The 18314-nt window shown below is 42.5% G+C and carries 12 protein-coding genes; 8 read left to right on the top strand and 4 right to left on the bottom strand.

Going from position 1 to position 18314, the window contains the following annotated elements; all coding sequences use genetic code 11:
- Nucleotides 1-190: 190 nt before the first annotated feature.
- Nucleotides 191-1447, bottom strand: a complete 1257-nt coding sequence (gene dapC / locus JMX94_RS02085; protein ID WP_201562751.1) for a succinyldiaminopimelate transaminase — start codon at nucleotides 1445-1447, stop codon at nucleotides 191-193.
- A gap of 320 nt (nucleotides 1448-1767) precedes the next feature.
- Here dapC and JMX94_RS02080 point away from each other — a divergent pair, with 320 nt between their 5' ends.
- A complete protein-coding gene (locus JMX94_RS02080) occupies nucleotides 1768-2436 on the top strand; it encodes a hypothetical protein (protein WP_201562749.1) in 669 nt (222 codons plus the stop codon).
- Between the two features lie 342 nt (nucleotides 2437-2778).
- On the opposite strand, the gene glnD is transcribed toward JMX94_RS02080, so the two are convergent.
- Nucleotides 2779-5559: a [protein-PII] uridylyltransferase gene (gene glnD, locus JMX94_RS02075; protein WP_201562747.1), complete on the bottom strand. Its 2781-nt coding sequence runs from the start codon at nucleotides 5557-5559 to the stop codon at nucleotides 2779-2781.
- 219 nt (nucleotides 5560-5778) lie between these two features.
- On the bottom strand, nucleotides 5779-6570 hold the full coding sequence (map, locus tag JMX94_RS02070; protein WP_372830273.1) for a type I methionyl aminopeptidase: 792 nt from the start codon (nucleotides 6568-6570) through the stop codon (nucleotides 5779-5781).
- A 380-nt stretch (nucleotides 6571-6950) separates the two neighbouring features.
- Here map and JMX94_RS02065 point away from each other — a divergent pair, with 380 nt between their 5' ends.
- From JMX94_RS02065 to JMX94_RS02035, 7 genes are all read left to right on the top strand, one after another.
- Nucleotides 6951-8048, top strand: a complete 1098-nt coding sequence (locus JMX94_RS02065; protein ID WP_201562743.1) for a triacylglycerol lipase — start codon at nucleotides 6951-6953, stop codon at nucleotides 8046-8048.
- 159 nt (nucleotides 8049-8207) lie between these two features.
- Complete coding sequence (locus JMX94_RS02060; RefSeq protein ID WP_201562741.1) at nucleotides 8208-9338, top strand: lipase secretion chaperone; 1131 nt, start codon at nucleotides 8208-8210, stop codon at nucleotides 9336-9338.
- A gap of 297 nt (nucleotides 9339-9635) precedes the next feature.
- A complete protein-coding gene (locus JMX94_RS02055) occupies nucleotides 9636-10130 on the top strand; it encodes an META domain-containing protein (RefSeq protein ID WP_201562739.1) in 495 nt (164 codons plus the stop codon).
- A 256-nt stretch (nucleotides 10131-10386) separates the two neighbouring features.
- A complete protein-coding gene (locus tag JMX94_RS02050; RefSeq protein ID WP_201562737.1) occupies nucleotides 10387-11382 on the top strand; it encodes a PD40 domain-containing protein in 996 nt (331 codons plus the stop codon).
- Between the two features lie 30 nt (nucleotides 11383-11412).
- Nucleotides 11413-11583, top strand: a complete 171-nt coding sequence (locus JMX94_RS02045) for a DUF2256 domain-containing protein (protein ID WP_021813321.1) — start codon at nucleotides 11413-11415, stop codon at nucleotides 11581-11583.
- A gap of 45 nt (nucleotides 11584-11628) precedes the next feature.
- Nucleotides 11629-11775, top strand: coding sequence for a DUF2256 domain-containing protein (locus JMX94_RS02040; protein ID WP_201562736.1), 147 nt, complete (start codon nucleotides 11629-11631; stop codon nucleotides 11773-11775).
- A gap of 280 nt (nucleotides 11776-12055) precedes the next feature.
- On the top strand, nucleotides 12056-13741 hold the full coding sequence (locus tag JMX94_RS02035) for an NACHT domain-containing NTPase (RefSeq protein WP_201562734.1): 1686 nt from the start codon (nucleotides 12056-12058) through the stop codon (nucleotides 13739-13741).
- A gap of 237 nt (nucleotides 13742-13978) precedes the next feature.
- On the opposite strand, the gene metH is transcribed toward JMX94_RS02035, so the two are convergent.
- Nucleotides 13979-17797, bottom strand: coding sequence for a methionine synthase (gene metH / locus JMX94_RS02030; RefSeq protein WP_201562732.1), 3819 nt, complete (start codon nucleotides 17795-17797; stop codon nucleotides 13979-13981).
- Nucleotides 17798-18314 lie beyond the last annotated feature (517 nt).

The raw sequence follows: 18314 nt of genomic DNA, 5'->3' as shown, positions 1-18314 counted from the left end.
AATAGAGAAACTGAGACGCGTTATTTTTACTATAGCATTGTTTGGTAAACAGCATATCAGGAAACCGCCAATAACCATGATAATATTGTGGTTATTGGCGGTTTCTTGGTAGTATGGTAATAATTATCAGTGGCTCTAGCGCTTAAATTGTCTTTCGACAAGCTTTTAAGCTTGTTTTTAATATGAGCTTTTAAGCGCCAAGCAATTGACGAATGCGACTGATGGCTTCGCGGCTTTCTTCAACGCTGGCAACCAATGCAATGCGTACATAACCTTGTCCTGGATTTTCCCCATTGACCTCACGTGACAAGTAACGCCCAGCCAGCGCGTGAATATTCGCTTGCTCGTACAAGGCTTTGACAAAGATTTCGTCATCGCCATCAAACTGCTCAGGCACTTTTATCCAAAAGTAAAAACCTGCTTCTGGCATGCGTAGGTCAAGTAATTCACCAAGCTCCGACATCCATAAGGCAAATTTTTCTTGATAGAGTGCTCGATTATGCGCCACGTGCTTTTCATCTTCCCAAGCGGCGATGGAAGCAAGCTGATGCGGTATCGGCATCGCGCAGCCTTGATAAGTACGATATTGCAGATAAGGCTGCAAAATATTGGCATCACCCGCGACAAAGCCTGAACGCAGACCGGGCAAGTTTGAACGCTTAGATAAAGAGTGAAATACCACGCAGTTTTTAAAGTCATGACGACCAAGCGCTGCGCAAGCTTGCAATAGACCAATCGGCGCGCTATCAAAATACAGCTCGCTATAACACTCGTCACTGGCAATGATAAAACCGTATTGGTCTGATAAACGCAATAGGTACTCCCAATCGTCCATGGTCATCACTGAGCCAGTTGGATTGTTCGGGCTACAGACAAACAATAACTGCGTGCGCGTCCAGACGTCTTTTGGTACGGCGCGGTAGTTACCTTTAAAATCATTATCAATGGTGCAAGGCATAAAGTACGGCGTCGCTTGCGCCAATATCGCCGCGCCTTCGTATATCTGATAAAACGGATTGGGCATCACAACGGTGGGTGGTTGCGCCGATTCCGGCGTTTTTTTACTGGCTGGCTGATTAGAAATGCTTTCGGATAACTCGGTTGATGTATGGTCAATCACCGCTTGCACCAAGCTAAAAATCGCCTCGCGCGTGCCCATGACTGGCAATACTTGGGTATGAGGATCGAGATGATTTAGAAAGAAGCGTTTCTCTAGCCAATGGGCAATGGTTTGGCGCAGCTCGAACAGCCCGTTAGTGGTTGGATATTGGCCTATTTTGTCCAAGTTTTCGCGTAGTACGTCCAACACAAAGGCGGGTGGCTCATGTTTTGGCTCGCCAATACCCAGCTTAATTTCACTGTGGTTATGGGCTGGCGTACTGTTGGCAAGTAAAGTCGCCATCTTAGCGAACGGGTAAGGATGCAGGGTCGTTAAGTTGTGATTCATAAGTAGGCTAACTATAATGGACAATTAATAATAAAGTTATAAAGAAAAATTACATTTGAGCAGTGTAGCACTTCTCTTATTTTTTGTCTTTTTCTTCTCATGCTTATCATTGTCCATCAAAAGCGACCTCTTCAAGCGATTTAGATAGGCGCTTTTTTAATAACAACGAGTAATGACAATGAGTTTTAACAATGAGTTTTGAGTCTAGCCAATTTTCATCATGCTATTAAGCATCGATAAGATTGAGCAGGTGTAACTTATTAACCAAGCAAAAAATAACTGTCCGCAGCAACGACAGATTATTTTAAGGATACTTTGATATGTCTAGTGTTTTACAAACTGATGAGCGCAGCGCTAAAGATATCAATGACAAAGGTTTTGATGGGAATCAGCGTGCCGAGCTGTACGCGCAATTAAAACAACGCGAGCATGTCTGGTGGCAAGCGCGGCAGCAGCTGACGTTGTTAAAAGAAAGGCAGATGTTTTGGTTTGGCGATAATAGCTTTATGATGTGGCTGCTTTGGCAATTGGTCAGCTATGTTATTGTGGCGATGGTACTGATGCTGCTAAGCAAGCTGTTAGATATTTCGCTGCCTTTATGGCAGTATATTGGCTTATTTGCCATACAGACGCTGATTTTTATCGGGATGCTTTATTTTAAAGGTCGATTTGCCAGTCATTTACAAAGCAAAATTAATCAAGCTGATGTATTGCGCGAAGAATTGCTTAATGAGATGACGATTTTGGCGGCAGATAGCCTATATCGTGATGTGCATGCCAAGGCGCCGATTTCTTTACGGCAAATCTATGAATATTACGATGGCAAGTTTCGTTTGGCAAGCTTGCAGCGCTTATTACAAAAAGAAGTGGAGGCTGGGCGCTTGATACTGGGGCAACAGCAGCTAAAAGCGCAAACACTGCCGTTAGAGCTTGCTGATGATGAGCTGAAAGAAAATGCCAGTGAGATCATCTATAAAAGTATATTATAGAGTTACGCTATTTATAAAATAGTTGATTGGATAATCTGCTTTAAAATATATATCCTCTTTATATGAATCAGGTTTTATCTTAAAAAAACGCTTGATAGCTATTAACTATCAAGCGTTTTTTGTTACTGTTTAAACGTTAGGTTTTTACTCTTTTAACGATAAATATTTAAGCTCAAATAAAACGTAAATAAAGCGCCTAAATATAAGCGCTTCAAAACAAAATCGACACCTAAAGAGTGATGGGCGACTGGTTAAGTTTTTCTTGCTGGCTGTTATCACAGAGGCTACGAAAATTTATCCCAGTCGCACTGTCTCGGCTTTAAAATCAATATCCTAGATACATTAAGCCTCGTTGCGAATGCTAAGACTTTCTATCAATGTCGCTTTTAACGTCTCAAGCTTATCAGCCGATAATGCCAAATCGTCTTGATCACTGATATAAAACATATCTTCGGCGCGCTCGCCTAACGTGGTAATACGGGCGGCATGCACCTCAATCTTTTGTTGTAAAAACACCTGTCCGACGCGGGCAAGTAAGCCTGGTTGATCAAGGGTTTCTAAACTCATGATATGCTGATTTGAGGCTTCATTAAACTCAAAGTTAATCGTCGTTGCCACATCAAAGTGACGCAGCTGACGCGGAATCTTACGATGCGTCAGCTTAGGAACGGTCGGATTTTTAAAGGCATCGATTAAGCGCTGTTTAAGTTCTTGTTGGCTGTCGATATCGACCAATAGCGTACCGCTACGATCGAGCAATACGTAGGAATCCAAGGCAAAATCACGGGTGGCAGTAATAATACGCGCATCCAATACATCTAGATTCATCTGATCAAAGACTGCCATAGTAACGGCAAATAAATTGACCTGATCTTGGGTATAAACAAACACCTGCACCGCATCAAGTGCCAGCTCACGATGCTCGCGCAATACCACCAGTGGCGTGCTATCGGCATCAGAGGCGCGGCCAAGGGGTGGATGGTTTAAGATAGCTTCGGTATGCCATAAGATATCTTCGGCAATCTCGCGCAAAAAATACTCATCGCCCAAGTCATCCCACAACCTTAACACTTCATCGCGATTCATATGCTGATTGTCAACATTATCAAGCATAGCCAGCGCCTGTTTGCGCGTGGCACTAATCATATCTTGGCGGTTGGTCGGCGCGTCGATATCGGCGCGTAAGATGCGCCGTGTTTGTGAATACAACTGTTTCATCAAGGTCGCGCGCCAGCTGTTCCAAAGCTGTGGATTGGTGGCATTCATATCAGCAACTGTCAGAACATACAGATGGTTTAGGTGGGTAACGTTACCGACCAAGTCTGCAAACAGCGTCACCACTTCTGGGTCTGAGATGTCCTTTTTCTGTGCTGTCATCGACATCAATAGATGATAGCGGGTCAGCCAGCCGACCAAATGCGCGTCCGCGGTACTCATGCCGTGAGCAAGACAAAACTCAATTGATTCCGTTTCGCCAAGCAAGCTATGGTTGCCGCCACGACCTTTGGCGATATCATGGAACATCGCCGCCAATACCAAAATCTCTTTGCGCTCGATACGCTGGAAGATAGAGCTGACCAGTGGAAATTCTTCAGAAAAGCGCGGGTCGGTAAAGCGGTGCAAAATACGAATTAAAAATAAAGTATGGGCATCGACCGTATAGCGGTGGAATAAGTCGTACTGCATCAGCCCTGTTACTTGGGCAAAAGCAGGAATGTAGCTGCCTAAAACGCCATAACGATTCATGGTACGCAGACGATGAAATAAGTAATTTTGTTCTTTTAAATTGGCTAAAAAAAGCGCCTGATGCGTCGGGTTGTCTCTATAAACCTGATCGATACCGCGCGCCGCTATTTTTAGCGCGCGCAGGGTATGGGTACGGACATTTTTGATGCCGTATTGACCCATGAGTAAAAACATCTCTAAAATCGACTCAGGATGCTGGGCAAATACCCGATGATGTGACATCGCGATTTGTTCGCCGACTTGATTGAAGCGGGCGTTGATAGGATGTTTTTTTGGCCGCTCTTCATCCGGCAATTGCGGCTCTATAATCGTCTCATAATAATGATTGGTCAGCATCTCAGATAATGTCGATATCTGCATGGCGCAGCGATAATAATCACGCATAAAGCGCTCAACGGCAGCATTAGGCTGATCATCCGGCTGCGTCTCATAACCCATTAACTGGGCAATTTCACGCTGATAATCAAACAACAGCTTGTTTTCATTGCGACCGGTCAGCTCATGTAAATAATGGCGTATTTGCCATAGATAGCCTTCGGCGAAGTTTAACTCATCGAACTCTTTTTCCGTTAAAAAGTTTTGCTGTACCAAGTCATAAAGCTTACTGACCCGAAAGTAGCGCTTGGTCACCCAACCGATAATATGAATATCACGCAGACCACCGGGCGCGGTTTTGATGTTGGGCTCAAGATTGTACTCGGTGGCATTGTGCTGTAAGTAACGCGCTTTTGCTTCAGCAATTTTTACCTCATAAAAATCACGTGGCGACCATTGGGTATTGACGATTTTATGGGGTACTTCTTGTAGATTCTCATTGCCAATTAATAGCCGTGCTTCTAACAGGGTGCTCGCAATAGTATGGTCTTGTGCTGCTTCCAAGCATTCACTAACGCTGCGTACGGATAGGGCAGGCTCAAGCCCAATATCCCATAGGAGCGCGACTAAATTATCAATTTTCTCACTGCTATCAGCCGTAATCTCATTTGGCGTTAGCAGTAAAATATCGACATCGGAATATAATGACAGCTCACCACGACCATAGCCGCCGGTGGCAAACAATGCCAAGTCAGTCTTATCAAGCTCAAACCAGTTAAATAAAGCAATCAGTAAATCGTCGATGACGCAGGATCGCGCCGTGACCAATTGGCGAATATTGACGCCGCGTTCGAGCGCGCGGCTGATATCGTCATTGATTTGCAGTAGCCATTCAGGAAGCGCGGCTATTGCTATATCCGTTGCATGAACGGCGTTGCTTCTCTCGCTGTCATCTATTAGCGGTGAAACAGTTGCCGCGCTATCGGCTGAGAGTGTCGCGCTATTAGTTGAAAGTAAAGGCATGGGCGTTAAATCAATGGCCGCGACATCACAATTAAACATGAGTGTTATCCAGTTAAAAATTTGCAAATGAGAGTACTAAAACGAACGTGCTACTGAGAGTATTAATAATGCTATTATCGAAATTAGCACTAAAGTTATTATTAAAACTACCGCTAAAGCTGACATTAAAATTATCAAAATAAAAATCAATAAGCAGCATGGTCAATATGCCTGAATTATAAGGCAAAAAAAAGACCGCCTAGGCGATCTTTTATGATATTACTGGGTCAAAAAACTTAAATCTTCTTCGGGGCGAGTGGTAAACACCTCACAGCCATTGTCCGTCACCACCATGGTATGTTCCCACTGCGCTGACAGCTTGCGGTCTTTGGTGATAGCCGTCCATTCGTCCGGTAAAATCTTGGTCTGCCACGTACCTTGGTTAATCATCGGCTCAATGGTAAAGGTCATGCCAGTTTTTAGCTCAAAACCCGTGCCTTTTTTACCATAGTGCATGACTTGCGGCTCGTGGTGGAATTCATTACTGATACCGTGACCACAGAACTCGCGCACAATACTAAAGCGTTCCGGTTCGACCACTTCTTGGATAGCCGCGCCGACATCGCCCAAGCGCGCGCCGTTTTTGACCACACTCATACCAGCATAAAGGGCTTCTTGCGCCACTTTGCAAATACGCTGCGCCATGATTGAGCCATTGCCGACAATCCACATTTTTGAGGTATCGCCATAATAGCCGTCTTTAATCACCGTGACATCGATATTGATGATATCGCCATCTTTTAGCAGCTTGTTGTCGGTTGGAATACCGTGACAAACCACGTGGTTGACCGAGGTACAGATAGATTTTGGGAAGCCGTTATAGTTAAGGGGCGCAGGAATCGCTTCTTGTACATTAACAATATAATCATGAGCGATTTGGTTTAATGCTTCGGTGCTGATGCCCACTCTGACATGTTCGTCGAGCATTACAAGGACATCACTGGCAAGTTTACCAGCCACGCGCATTTTTTCTATAGCTTCAGGAGATTGGATAAGGGATTTTTTAGTCATCATGGTCGTACTTATATTTATAGAATTTGGGTTGTCAATTATACCATAAATGTAGTAGGCACTGTTTTGCAAAGTGCTTAGCGAGTTTGTACGCATCTACCAAATCAGTGCAATATACTGATACCAATCGTCTCAGCGCATTTATATGCATATACGTGACTATAAAGTCATTGAAATAGGCTTTAGACGTAAAAAAGCGGTTGAATGTTGCAGATTATAGAAGTATTGTAATTTTGTTTGCTAAATGAATTGGCAACGGTTTTTAGCGCTTGGTGCAGGATGCAATAACTAAGCGCTAGAAAATAAGCAATAAGCGTTAAAAAATAAGCACGATCAAAACCTCTTTAAACCCCCGTTTTTACAATAACAAGGATGTTGTTATGACTCTCAAAGACCGTTTTCGCGCGCCGCTCACGCCACGTGCACTTTTACCATCACTGGGTGCCGCGGGCTCTATTGCCGCTGGTGTGCTACTGATGACCCTGCAAGCTACCTCCGCCCAAGCAGCTGGACAGTATTATAACTGCGCCAATCCAACGGGCTGTAAACTGGTCAGTAGCAAGTATTTTACCTCAAGCCATACCGATACCAAATATCCTGTCGTAATGGCGCATGGGCTTGGCGGCTGGACGAAGCTGTTTGGCGTGCTTGACTACTTTTATGGCATTCCTGAAACCTTGATGGCAGGTGGCAGCGAGGTTTATAGCACTAAGACCTCCGCTGTTAATAACAGTGAAGTGCGCGGTGAGCAATTACTACAACAAATCAAAACCATTACAGCGATTTCAGGTAAACCCAAAGTAAATTTATTTGGTCACAGTATGGGCGGTATCGATATTCGTTATGTGGCTGGTGTGGCGCCTAATTACGTTGCCTCTGTGACCGCGGTTTCAAGTCCCGAGCAAGGCTCAAAAATGGCCGACTGGGTTATTAAGCAAGTCGTGGAAGGTAGCGCGAATAGTGGCTATGCTGAAGGTGAATTTAACGTAGGCTCTCAGATTGCTTTAGGCTTCTTTAAGTTCGTTGGTGGCTTTATGGACGTCGGCTCAGGTATCAGCTTTAAAGAGATACAAGAGCAAGATGGCTGGGAGGCGGTAACAGCGCTATCTACTGCGTCTTCGGCGAAGTTTAACGCCAAGTTTCCAGCCGCTATGCCTAGTAGTTATTGTGGTCAACCTACCAATACTGAAGTCAACGGTAACAAGTACTACTCTTTTAGCGGTATCGGTCAAGTGACCAATGGCTTAGATCCCAGTGATTATCTCTTAGCATTGACTGGGACCACCTTTGATGGCGAGAGCAATGATGGTTTGGTTTCTGCTTGCTCTAGCCGTCTAGGCTACGTGATTCGTGATGACTATAAAATGAACCATTTAGATTCGTCAAATCAAGTATTGGGCTTGACGGCATGGGGACAGCCTAGTCCTAAAACTTTATATCGCGATCAGGTTAACCGCTTGAAAAAAGCCAACTTATAAAGCTATTTTTTAAAGCTTGTTTTAGAGCTCATATATAAGTTAGCAAATTAACCGCTTTTAAATAAAAGGGTCAGTTCAATAGTGACCCTTTTATTTTATCCCATTTTATGGATAGTAACTTCCTATATAAACCGCTTGATTAAATAAGATATTCTCGTTATGTCACATAATCGCCGTGTACCATTTTTGCCCGTTATCATCGCTGTCATAGTCGTTTTAGTAGGAGCAATTATTTGGTGGTTTAAGCCGAATAATTCTAGTAATGCTTATTCTCAAGAGCAGTCTACAGCGCTGGACAATCAAACAAGCGCCAGCTTTACAGACGAAGCAAATGTTAATAATGGCATCGACACATTATCCAAGCAAAGCAGTAGCCAATTTACCACAGGTCTTGAGAATCTACCGCGCTCATTACAAGGGACGGATGTAGATGGTGAGATTATCATTGATGAAAATAAGCAGCTGGTTGTTACTGAAGGCTTAAGGCGCTTATTTGATTATTTCTTATCGGCGTTAGGCGAAGAAGAGGAAGCCGTTATTTATGCTCGTGTGGAAAGCTATATCCGCAGTCACACGCCAGAGCCTGCCGCCAGCCAAGCGGTGACGATATTTGACCAATACGTGGCCTATCTTAAAGCGATTCCTGCTATAGAAAGCCGTTATGGCAATCTACAATTACAAGCGACAAAAACTGGCGAGCTGGATTTAAACGTGGTAGCACAGCAAAAACAAGACGTCGCCAAATTGCGCCAGCAACATTTTGATAAAGCGACCATTAAAGCCTTCTTTGCGGCAGAAGATGAGTATGATGATTACAGTCTTGCGATGGTCAAAATCAACCAAGACAAGCAGCTCTCTGACGCGCAAAAAGAAGCGGCCAGACAGGATTATATTAGCCGTATGCCAGACAACGCGATTAAAACCAATATCGCCCAGCAAGCCAATCTTAATGAGCTAATTACTCGTACAGAGCAGATGCAAGCGCAAGGCGCAACGGCTGAAGAATTATACAATATGCGCCGTGCTTTGGTCGGCGCGCCAGCAGCAGCAAGGCTTGCACAGGTCGATCAACAAGATGCTGACTTTGATCAACGTTTTAAGCAGTATCAAACACAAAAACAGCAGCTGTTAAGTCAAAATGCAGATAAAGTACAAGCGCAAACCCAAATCAATCAAATAGAGCAGCAGCTATTTAATGAGACAGAACGCAAACGCTTAGCAGGATATGCGGCTTTACAAAAGCAAAAGGCAGCTGCTTTAAATACGAGTGTCAATTCCAATTCTAATTAATTTAATGCTTGATTACGCTCGGTAAAGGCTTGGTTTCGAAATGAACTATTGGCTAAAGCGTTAGCAGGTAATAATTCCTCATACAAGGTGCGTTAGCAAAAAAACCATACAGTGGAACAAATATCGCGGTAATCGATACCCAATCTATAATGACAGTCAGCTATCATTTGTGCATAATAGCGCCATTGTTTAGGTTAATGAAGAAGACAATAAATTAATCATAATAAAAATGCATACTTAAAATAAAAGATAATGACTACTTTTTTATTTTGAATGTTAACCATTACAGGAGCTAATATGAAAAACATGACTAAAATGATGATGGCTGCAACCCTTGCTGTTGGGACACTTGCTGCAGCAGGTTGCCAAACCACGACCCCTAGTGTTACCGCACCTGTGACTCAGCCAATTACTGCTGATGCCCTACAAGCGCATAACTGGCAGCTTGTCGATGCTAAGCGCACCAATGGCGAGAAAGTAAGCCAATTGTTCTTTGATCCAGCAAAACCATTAACGCTAAAATTCTTTAAAGATGGCACCACCAACCGTGTGACCTTTACCAATACTTGTAATAACATAGGTGCTAGTTATAGCGTCGTAAATGGCAATGTTGTATTAGGTAATGTCATGTCGACGATGATGGCCTGCCCTGAGCCACAAGCCAGCTTTGATACCGCGACATTGGCGACGGTACAAGGTAAATACAGCATCAATAATAATGCTAATAATGTGCCTGTTTTGACTATTAAAAACGACAATCAAGTCGCTTATTTTAAAGCCGTTGCTAAATAAAGCAGTCTTTAAGTAACTGATTTATTTAATACGAATGCTATAAAATTTAATATAAATAATGCCTCACTAATCAGTGGGGCATTTTTTTATCTAAAATTTGCCATGGTTTACGCTACACTGTCATAAGCTGCTAAACCAAGTATTTAGGCAGCAAAGTATTCAGGCAGCTATGATGTTTTTTATGCTATTCATTTTTTAACCTTATTTATTAAGATTCTCAGTACGCAATAATCAACATTTTATTGGACGTCATCTTATGTTAAAAATCTTTGTATCAAAGTCATTCTTCGATATACGTACGCTGAGTAGCATCACGGCGATAACGGCGTTTAGTTTGTTAGCGGGTTGTCAAACATTAACAACAAGTAATATGACTCAGACACCTGCTGATATGAGTGCGAGCAATCCACTGACGGCGCGCATGCCAGCGATAGATCAGCAAGGGCGTATTGCTTATGTCGAAGAGCAAGGGTTTAGCGCTGCAAAGATATCGACACTTTATAGCATTCGTCCTGATGGTAGCGACCGCCAATTGATAGATCAGTTAAATGGTTATATCTATGCGCCAGCGTGGTCAGCAGATGGTCAGATGCTGGCCTATAGCAAACAAGCACCGCGCCAGCATCCCAAAATTTATATTTATGAGCGCAAAAGCAACACGCAACATCTAATCGTAGATGTGGAGGGCAGTAATTTATCAGCCTCATTTTCGCCTGATGGGCAAAAACTGCTCTATAGCTCAACGGTTGGTGGTAATGCTGATATTTATGAGAGGCGTCTAAGTGACGGCAATACCAAACAGCTCACTACCTTGCCAAGTACTGAGGTGCAGCCAAGCTACGCTAGCGACGGACAAAGCTTTGTCTATACCAGTGATAAAGTCCGCGCTGGTCGCCCAAGTATTTATCGTTATAACTTTGCCACGGGTCATGCGAGTATTATACCGACAGCCGGCTATGCGGCCAGTCCGCAACTGAGTTTAGATGGTCAACGTTTGGCATACCTCAATGGTCGTAAGGCGGCGGTGATGACGCTTGCTACTGGGCAAGTTATCAATCTGGCAGAAACGGGACTAGACGAGCCCGCGCGACTGTCGCCTTCTGCACAGTATGCTGTCTATCCTACCAAGCTTCCACAAGTGAGCGGTCAAAATGGCGGTAGCTTAGTTATTCACTCATTATCCGGTAATACAAGTTATGCGATTAGCAGTAGAACGGGCGGGGTAGTGCGCTCACCCATTTGGGGTCGTTAAAAATTTTTTAATCTAAAGGTAATAAATATCATGGCGCACAAGAAAAAGAATGTCCGCAAAAAAGAATGTCCAGTCTGCGAGCGCGAGTTTAGCTGGACTAAAAAATTGGATAAAAACTGGGAGAGCATGGTCTATTGCTCGGACCAATGTCGGCGTATTAAAAAATATGAAGGTCTAGATCATCAAAAAGAAGATAAATAAGCGTTAATAGTCATTTAGAGGTATAAGGGAATAAGGGAGCAGACGATGGCACATAAAAAGGTAAACTTACCGCAAAAAGTCTGCCCCGTTTGCCAGCGTCCTTTTACTTGGCGTAAGAAGTGGGAAAAGGATTGGGAGCAGGTAATTTATTGTTCTGAGCGGTGTCGGCGTGCAAAAAGTAAATCAGATTGATTTTGAACTAGGACGAAATTAGTAGATAGCTAATCCTGCTTTTCGCTCGTATCTACTTATATACGCGAAGCACTAGCCAAGGTTTGATATGTTACTTGCTTCATATTTCAAAATAAGCTATTGCAAGTCAACTATTTAATCAGAATAACTACTAAAATGAGAGCTAAACTGCATTTCAAGAAAATATTACTTGTTTTTAAGTAAGCGAAAGACTCTTACATTATTGCAATTACACTCTCTCGAATTTCTTATATATAACTACTAAAAGCTGACAAGTATAATGATTATAGAAGCGTCTATTCTAGCCAATTTGTTAAAAGAACCAGTAACTAAGTCGGCTACTTGGCTGTTTGGGAAAACGTCAGTAGCTATTAAAAATAGAAAAATAGAAAATTCACTACAAGGCTTATCTGAGAAAATAACAGACGTTGCAAAAGTAAAAACAATATACAAAAATGACTCTAGTATAGACTTGCATGAATTTTATATTCCAACCAGAGTGAAGAATGTAAACATTCAGATTAATAAAATCATAGATATTGATGAAAAAAATATTGTTCTTGAGGGGACAGTGGGTCAGGGTAAGTCCATATTTATGAGGTATCTAACTTATCAAGAGGCTAGGTTAGGTAAGCGAATACCTATTTTTCTAGAACTGCGGAAGCTTGAAACTAACCAGAGTTTAGAAAATGCAGTCAGCTCTACTATAGCTGAATGGATACCAATATTTTCTAAAAAAAATTTTCATGTGTTGGCTGAAAGTGGAAATTTAGTCTTATTTTTAGACGGTTTTGATGAGGTAAGTCGTGACAAGATAAAAGGGTTCCTGAACGAAATAGAAAGGTGGCATAGGTATTACCCTAAAATGCAAATGATAATTAGCTCTCGTCCAGGAGATGATATTCAAAACATCAATGCTTTTAAAGTATCTCAGTTAGATCCATATAAATATCCTGAGCAAAAAGCATTGATAGATAAGTTAGTTCAAGAGGCAGATGTTAGAAATATTTTAAAGGAATCAATTGAAGAAAGTAATTCTGAAATTAAAGGTCTGCTTACAACTCCTTTAATGGTAACTTTATATGTGATGATATATAGGGCATCTTCCGAACTACCTAAAACTCAAAGTGAATTTTATAAAAATATATTTTCTATATTGTCGACTCGTCATGACAAGACCAAGCCTGGATACAAAAGGGAGTTTAATAGCAGCTTAGACGAAGTAAAGCTACAAGAAATATTTGAACATTTTTGTTTTACCAGTTTCAGAAAAGATGAATTGATATTCAGTTACCCAAGAGTAATAGAAATAATTAGTGCTTATATAAAAAATAAAAATATTAAATCAGAAGCTGGAGATATTCTTCAAGATTTCTCTAAAGTAGTTTGCCTTCTTCCTGTAGATGGGCTTAACTATACTTTTGTGCATAAAAGTATCCAAGAATACTTTTGTGCAAGTTTTATAATCAAAAAATCCGAATCTTTTAAGAAAAGATTTTATAGCGATTATTTGAATAATTTTATGGTATTTTCCAACATGAAAACTGTAATAGATTTCCTTAAGGATGGTGATAGATATAGCTATAATAATTTCTATTATATTCCGCTTTTAGAGGAATATATAAGAGTTTTTGATATTAATGAATATAGTAACAAGGTAGTAGAAAATATTTTAATAAAGGTTTATGGTAATAATAAAGTATCTATTAAGTTACTTGCAGAGGGTAATATTAGAGTGCTAATAATGAATATTCCAAAAGAAATTAATAATATTGTTTTTTATACCTTTGAAATTTTAGATAACAAAAAATCTTATTCGCAAATGACTGGATTACATAATGCTTCTGTCGAGGGTTTAAAAACAGATGGCTATGTTTATCTGAAAGATTACCTTAACGAGCACCAGTTGAATTTGATGAATAATAAAGCTGAAAATGAGTGCAGTAAATTATTAGATTTATACTGAGAACTCAAAAGATATGTATCTTTAGAAGAAGATTATGAGTATGAATAGTTATATTAATTTCCACAGGATTAGCATGGTTATTGTCAGCAAATGATAAAAGTATTTTTTTATTAAGCGAGCAATAAGTTTGCTTATTTAACGCAAATCATTACCCCATAAAAAATGGCTTACCCACATTAAATGAGTAAACCAAAAATTAACTATAAATTATTTAAGCGTTAACTGAGTTTCATGTTCCTACAAATTCGGATTCAACCACTTCTCAGCAGTTTTCATATCCCAACCTTTACGCTCAGCATAGCTCTCTAACTGATCGCTGCTGATTTTACCGACGTTGAAGTATTCACTCTCAGGATGCGAGTAGTAGAAGCCGCTGACCGATGAAGCTGGCCACATTGCATAGCTTTCAGTGAGTCTTGTACCGATAGCATCAACCGTGCCTAGCCACTCAAAGAGTTTGCCTTTTTCGGTATGCTCTGGGCAGGCAGGGTAGCCAGGTGCAGGGCGGATACCAACATATTTTTCTTTAATCATCTCATCATTAGTGAGCGACTCAGTCGGTTGGTAACCCCAATATTCTTTACGAATCAGCTCATGTAGATGCTCAGCAAAAGCTTCAGCTAAGCGGTCAGATAATGCCTGCACCATGATGGCGTTATAGTCGTCACCAGCTGCTTTATACTTTTCAGCCAATGCTTCTGTCCCAACTATAGAAACCGTAAAGCCGCCAAGATAATCGGTATGAGCTTCCGATGGCGAGATGAAGTCCGCTAAGCTAAAGTTTGGCTTGCCGCTGGCTTTGTCGCTCTGCTGACGCAAATGCTCAAATTGATATTCTGCTGTGCCGCCCTCAGTTGGTGCTTTGTCATAGACGGTGACGGTATCGGTACCGGTACGACGGGCTGGCATGAGCTTAAAGACGCCTTTGGCAACGATTAACTTCTCATCAATCATTTTTTGCATCAAGTCATTGGCATTATCAAACAAATCGCGTGCGGCTTCACCAACCACCTCATCTTGCAAGATTTTTGGATATTTACCAGCAAGTCCCCAAGAGATAAAGAACGGCGTCCAGTCGATATAAGGCAGCAGGTTAGTGATGGGGTAATCATCGAATATCACTTGTCCAAGCTTATTAGGCACTGGCGGTACATAGTTGTCCCAATCATCTTTAAAACCAAGCTCTATTGATTCAGCATAGGATATTTTTGCCGCTTTTGGTTGACGCTTAGCAAGGCGCTCACGTACTTTGATGTATTCTTCGCGCGTCTCATCGATTAAGCCTTGACGGTGCTCTTTGGATAGCAGCTTAGTCACTACGCCAACTGAGCGTGAAGCGTCCGATACATAAATGACGGCATCGTTTTGATATTGTGGTTCGACTTTAACCGCCGTATGGGCTTTAGAAGTCGTTGCCCCGCCAATCATTAAGGGTAGGGTCATGCCGCGCTCTTGCATTTGCTTAGCGACATAGACCATCTCATCGAGGCTTGGAGTAATCAGACCTGATAGCCCGATGATATCGACTTCCTCAGCGATTGCTGTATCAAGGATTTTTTCACAAGGTACCATCACGCCCAAATCGACGATATCGTAGCCATTACAGCCAAGTACCACGCCGACGATGTTTTTGCCGATATCATGAACGTCACCTTTGACCGTCGCCATAAGGATTTTACCTTTCTTTTCGCCCTCGACTTTTTCGGCTTCGATATACGGGTTCAGCCACGCGACCGATTGTTTCATCACGCGAGCAGATTTCACCACTTGCGGTAAGAACATTTTACCAGCGCCAAATAAGTCACCGACGATATTCATACCGTCCATTAATGGCCCTTCGATAACTTCTAATGGCTTGGGATACTTCTCCCACGCCTCTTTTGTATCGGCATCGATAAAGGTCGTGATACCTTTTACTAGCGCATGAGCAATACGTTCTTCGACCGTGCCTTCGCGCCATGACATATCGACGGTGCTGTCTTTTTTCTTACCGCCATCTTGATAGCTTTCAGCGATGGTCATCAGACGTTCGGTGGCATCTTGACCGCTCTCGCCTTGGTTGCGATTGAGCATGACATCTTCGATGGCGTCGCGGGCTTCCTTTGGAATATCATCATAGAGCTCAAGCATCGCTGGATTGACGATACCCATGGTCAAGCCGTTTTGAATCGCATGATAAAGGAATACCGAGTTGATGGCTTCACGAATCGGGTTACCACGGAAACTAAACGAGACGTTAGAGACGCCGCCCGATACCATGGCATTTGGTAAGTTTTCCGTAATCCATTTGGTCGCATTAATAAAGTCAGCACCGTAGTTATTATGCTCAGTGATACCGGTCGCAACCGCAAAGATGTTTGGGTCAAAGATGATATCTTCACTCGGAAAGCCGACCTCATTAACCAAGACGTCGTAGCTGCGCTGACAAATCTGAATTTTACGCTCGTAAGTATCAGCCTGACCGTCTTCATCAAATGCCATGACGATGACCGCTGCACCATAGCGCATACACAGCTTGGCACGCTCGACGAACTCGTCATGACCTTCTTTTAACGAGATAGAGTTGACGACGGATTTACCTTGGATACGTTTGAGACCTTCTTCGATAATGTCCCATTTAGACGAGTCAATCATCAAGGGTACGCGGCTGATATCAGGCTCGCCAGACACCAAATTGACAAAGTGAATCATCGCTTGCTTGGAGTCAAGCATGCCCTCATCCATATTGATATCGACGATTTGCGCGCCGCCTTCGACTTGGTCGCGGGCGACATCCAGCGCTTCGGTATAGGCTTCGGTTTTAATCAAGCGTAAAAACTTTTTAGAGCCAGTAACGTTAGTACGCTCACCGACGTTGACGAACAAGCTTTCAGGGGTAATGGTAAATGGCTCAAGTCCCGATAAGCGGCAAGCAGGGGCGATTTCTGGAATGACGCGCGGTGGATAATTGGCCACCATATTAGCGATTTGGCGAATATGCTCAGGGGTGGTTCCGCAGCAGCCGCCGACGATATTTAAGATACCCGCTTTGGCAAAGCCTTCAAGCAGTGCCGCGGTTTCTCTAGCGCTTTCATCATACTCGCCAAACTCATTGGGCAGCCCAGCGTTCGGATGCGCAGATACATAAGTATTGGCAATATTTGATAGTGTTTGGATATGTGGACGTAGCGCATCAGCGCCCAAAGCACAGTTAAAGCCAACTGATAATGGCTTAGCATGGCGAATCGAGTTATAAAACGCCTCAGCCGTTTGACCTGATAAGGTACGACCTGACGCATCGGTAATCGTACCCGAAATCATAATCGGTAACTCAAAACCAATATCATCAAAGACGCCAGTTACCGCAAAGATGGCTGCCTTGGCATTTAGCGTATCAAAAATGGTCTCGATTAACAGGATATCGACGCCGCCTTCTATCAATGCTAGCGTCGCCTCGCGATAGTTCAGTACTAATTCATCAAAGGTAATATTACGAAAGGCGGGGTCGTTAACATCGGGAGATAATGAACAGGTACGCGACGTCGGACCGATAACCCCAGCGACAAAGCGCGGCTTTTCTGGGGTCTTAGCGGTAAATTCATCAGCAGCTTCGCGCGCAATTTTGGCAGCGGTTTTATTCAGTTCCGGCACCAGATGTTGCATATTATAGTCGGCCATCGATAGGCGCGTACCATTAAAGCTGTTGGTCTCAATAATATCCGCACCGGCTTCCAGATGGGCAATATGAATCTCTTTAATCATCTGCGGCTGCGTGAGTACCAGCAAATCATTATTACCACGTACATCTTGCTCAATATCGGCAAAACGCTCACCGCGATAATCTGCTTCCTCGAGCTTATAGTTCTGAATATGCGTGCCCATTGCTCCATCTAACATCAAAATCCGCGACGCCATCTGCTCAGTGATACGAGCGCGCGCGTTTTGTTGCTGTACCTTATAAGGAAACACAGCAGGCGGCGTGAGAATAAAATCATTAGCCGTGTTTGATGCATTAGCTACATCTGTATAGCTATCAGCGGAAGAAGAGGTCGGTGATGTATTAGTCTTTTGAGTCATAGGAGCGCTGCTTATAGAGTCAAGATAATAAAGGGAAGGAGGTAACGTCGTTCAATATTTTTTAGGGTTAGCTTAGTAATAGAATAGGGCGTTTAAATCATATACTTCATAAAATAACGGCTTAAAACCGATAAGCAAATCTGGATTATTCTAGCATGAAATGCCTATGAATCACGGGATTGTGCTTATTCCGCTTTGGCAAAACCATTGCAGCCATCGCATTTAAACATATTTGAAATTTGGCGTTTTACAAATGGCTTTATGATTAAACGTACCATGACGCATGCATGATAGTGTTAGATTTTATGGCATTGATTCTCTTGTGTTGATTCTATTGGATAATGCCACTTGGTACAAATGAATATCCTTTCACGCAATGATTACATAAAGCTTTGCTTTCAAGCGTGAAACTCTAATTATTCACCTAAAACACTGACAAAACTTACATCGATAGCACAAAAAATAGCGTAAACGTAAATTTATAACGACTAGCTATATGTTAATTTAAGTTCAGAAG

The organism is Psychrobacter sp. CMS30, assembly GCF_904846565.1.
Lineage (GTDB): Bacteria > Pseudomonadota > Gammaproteobacteria > Pseudomonadales > Moraxellaceae > Psychrobacter > Psychrobacter maritimus.
Note: the sequence above shows the minus strand (reverse complement) of the source record. Positions and strands in the feature narration are given on the sequence as shown.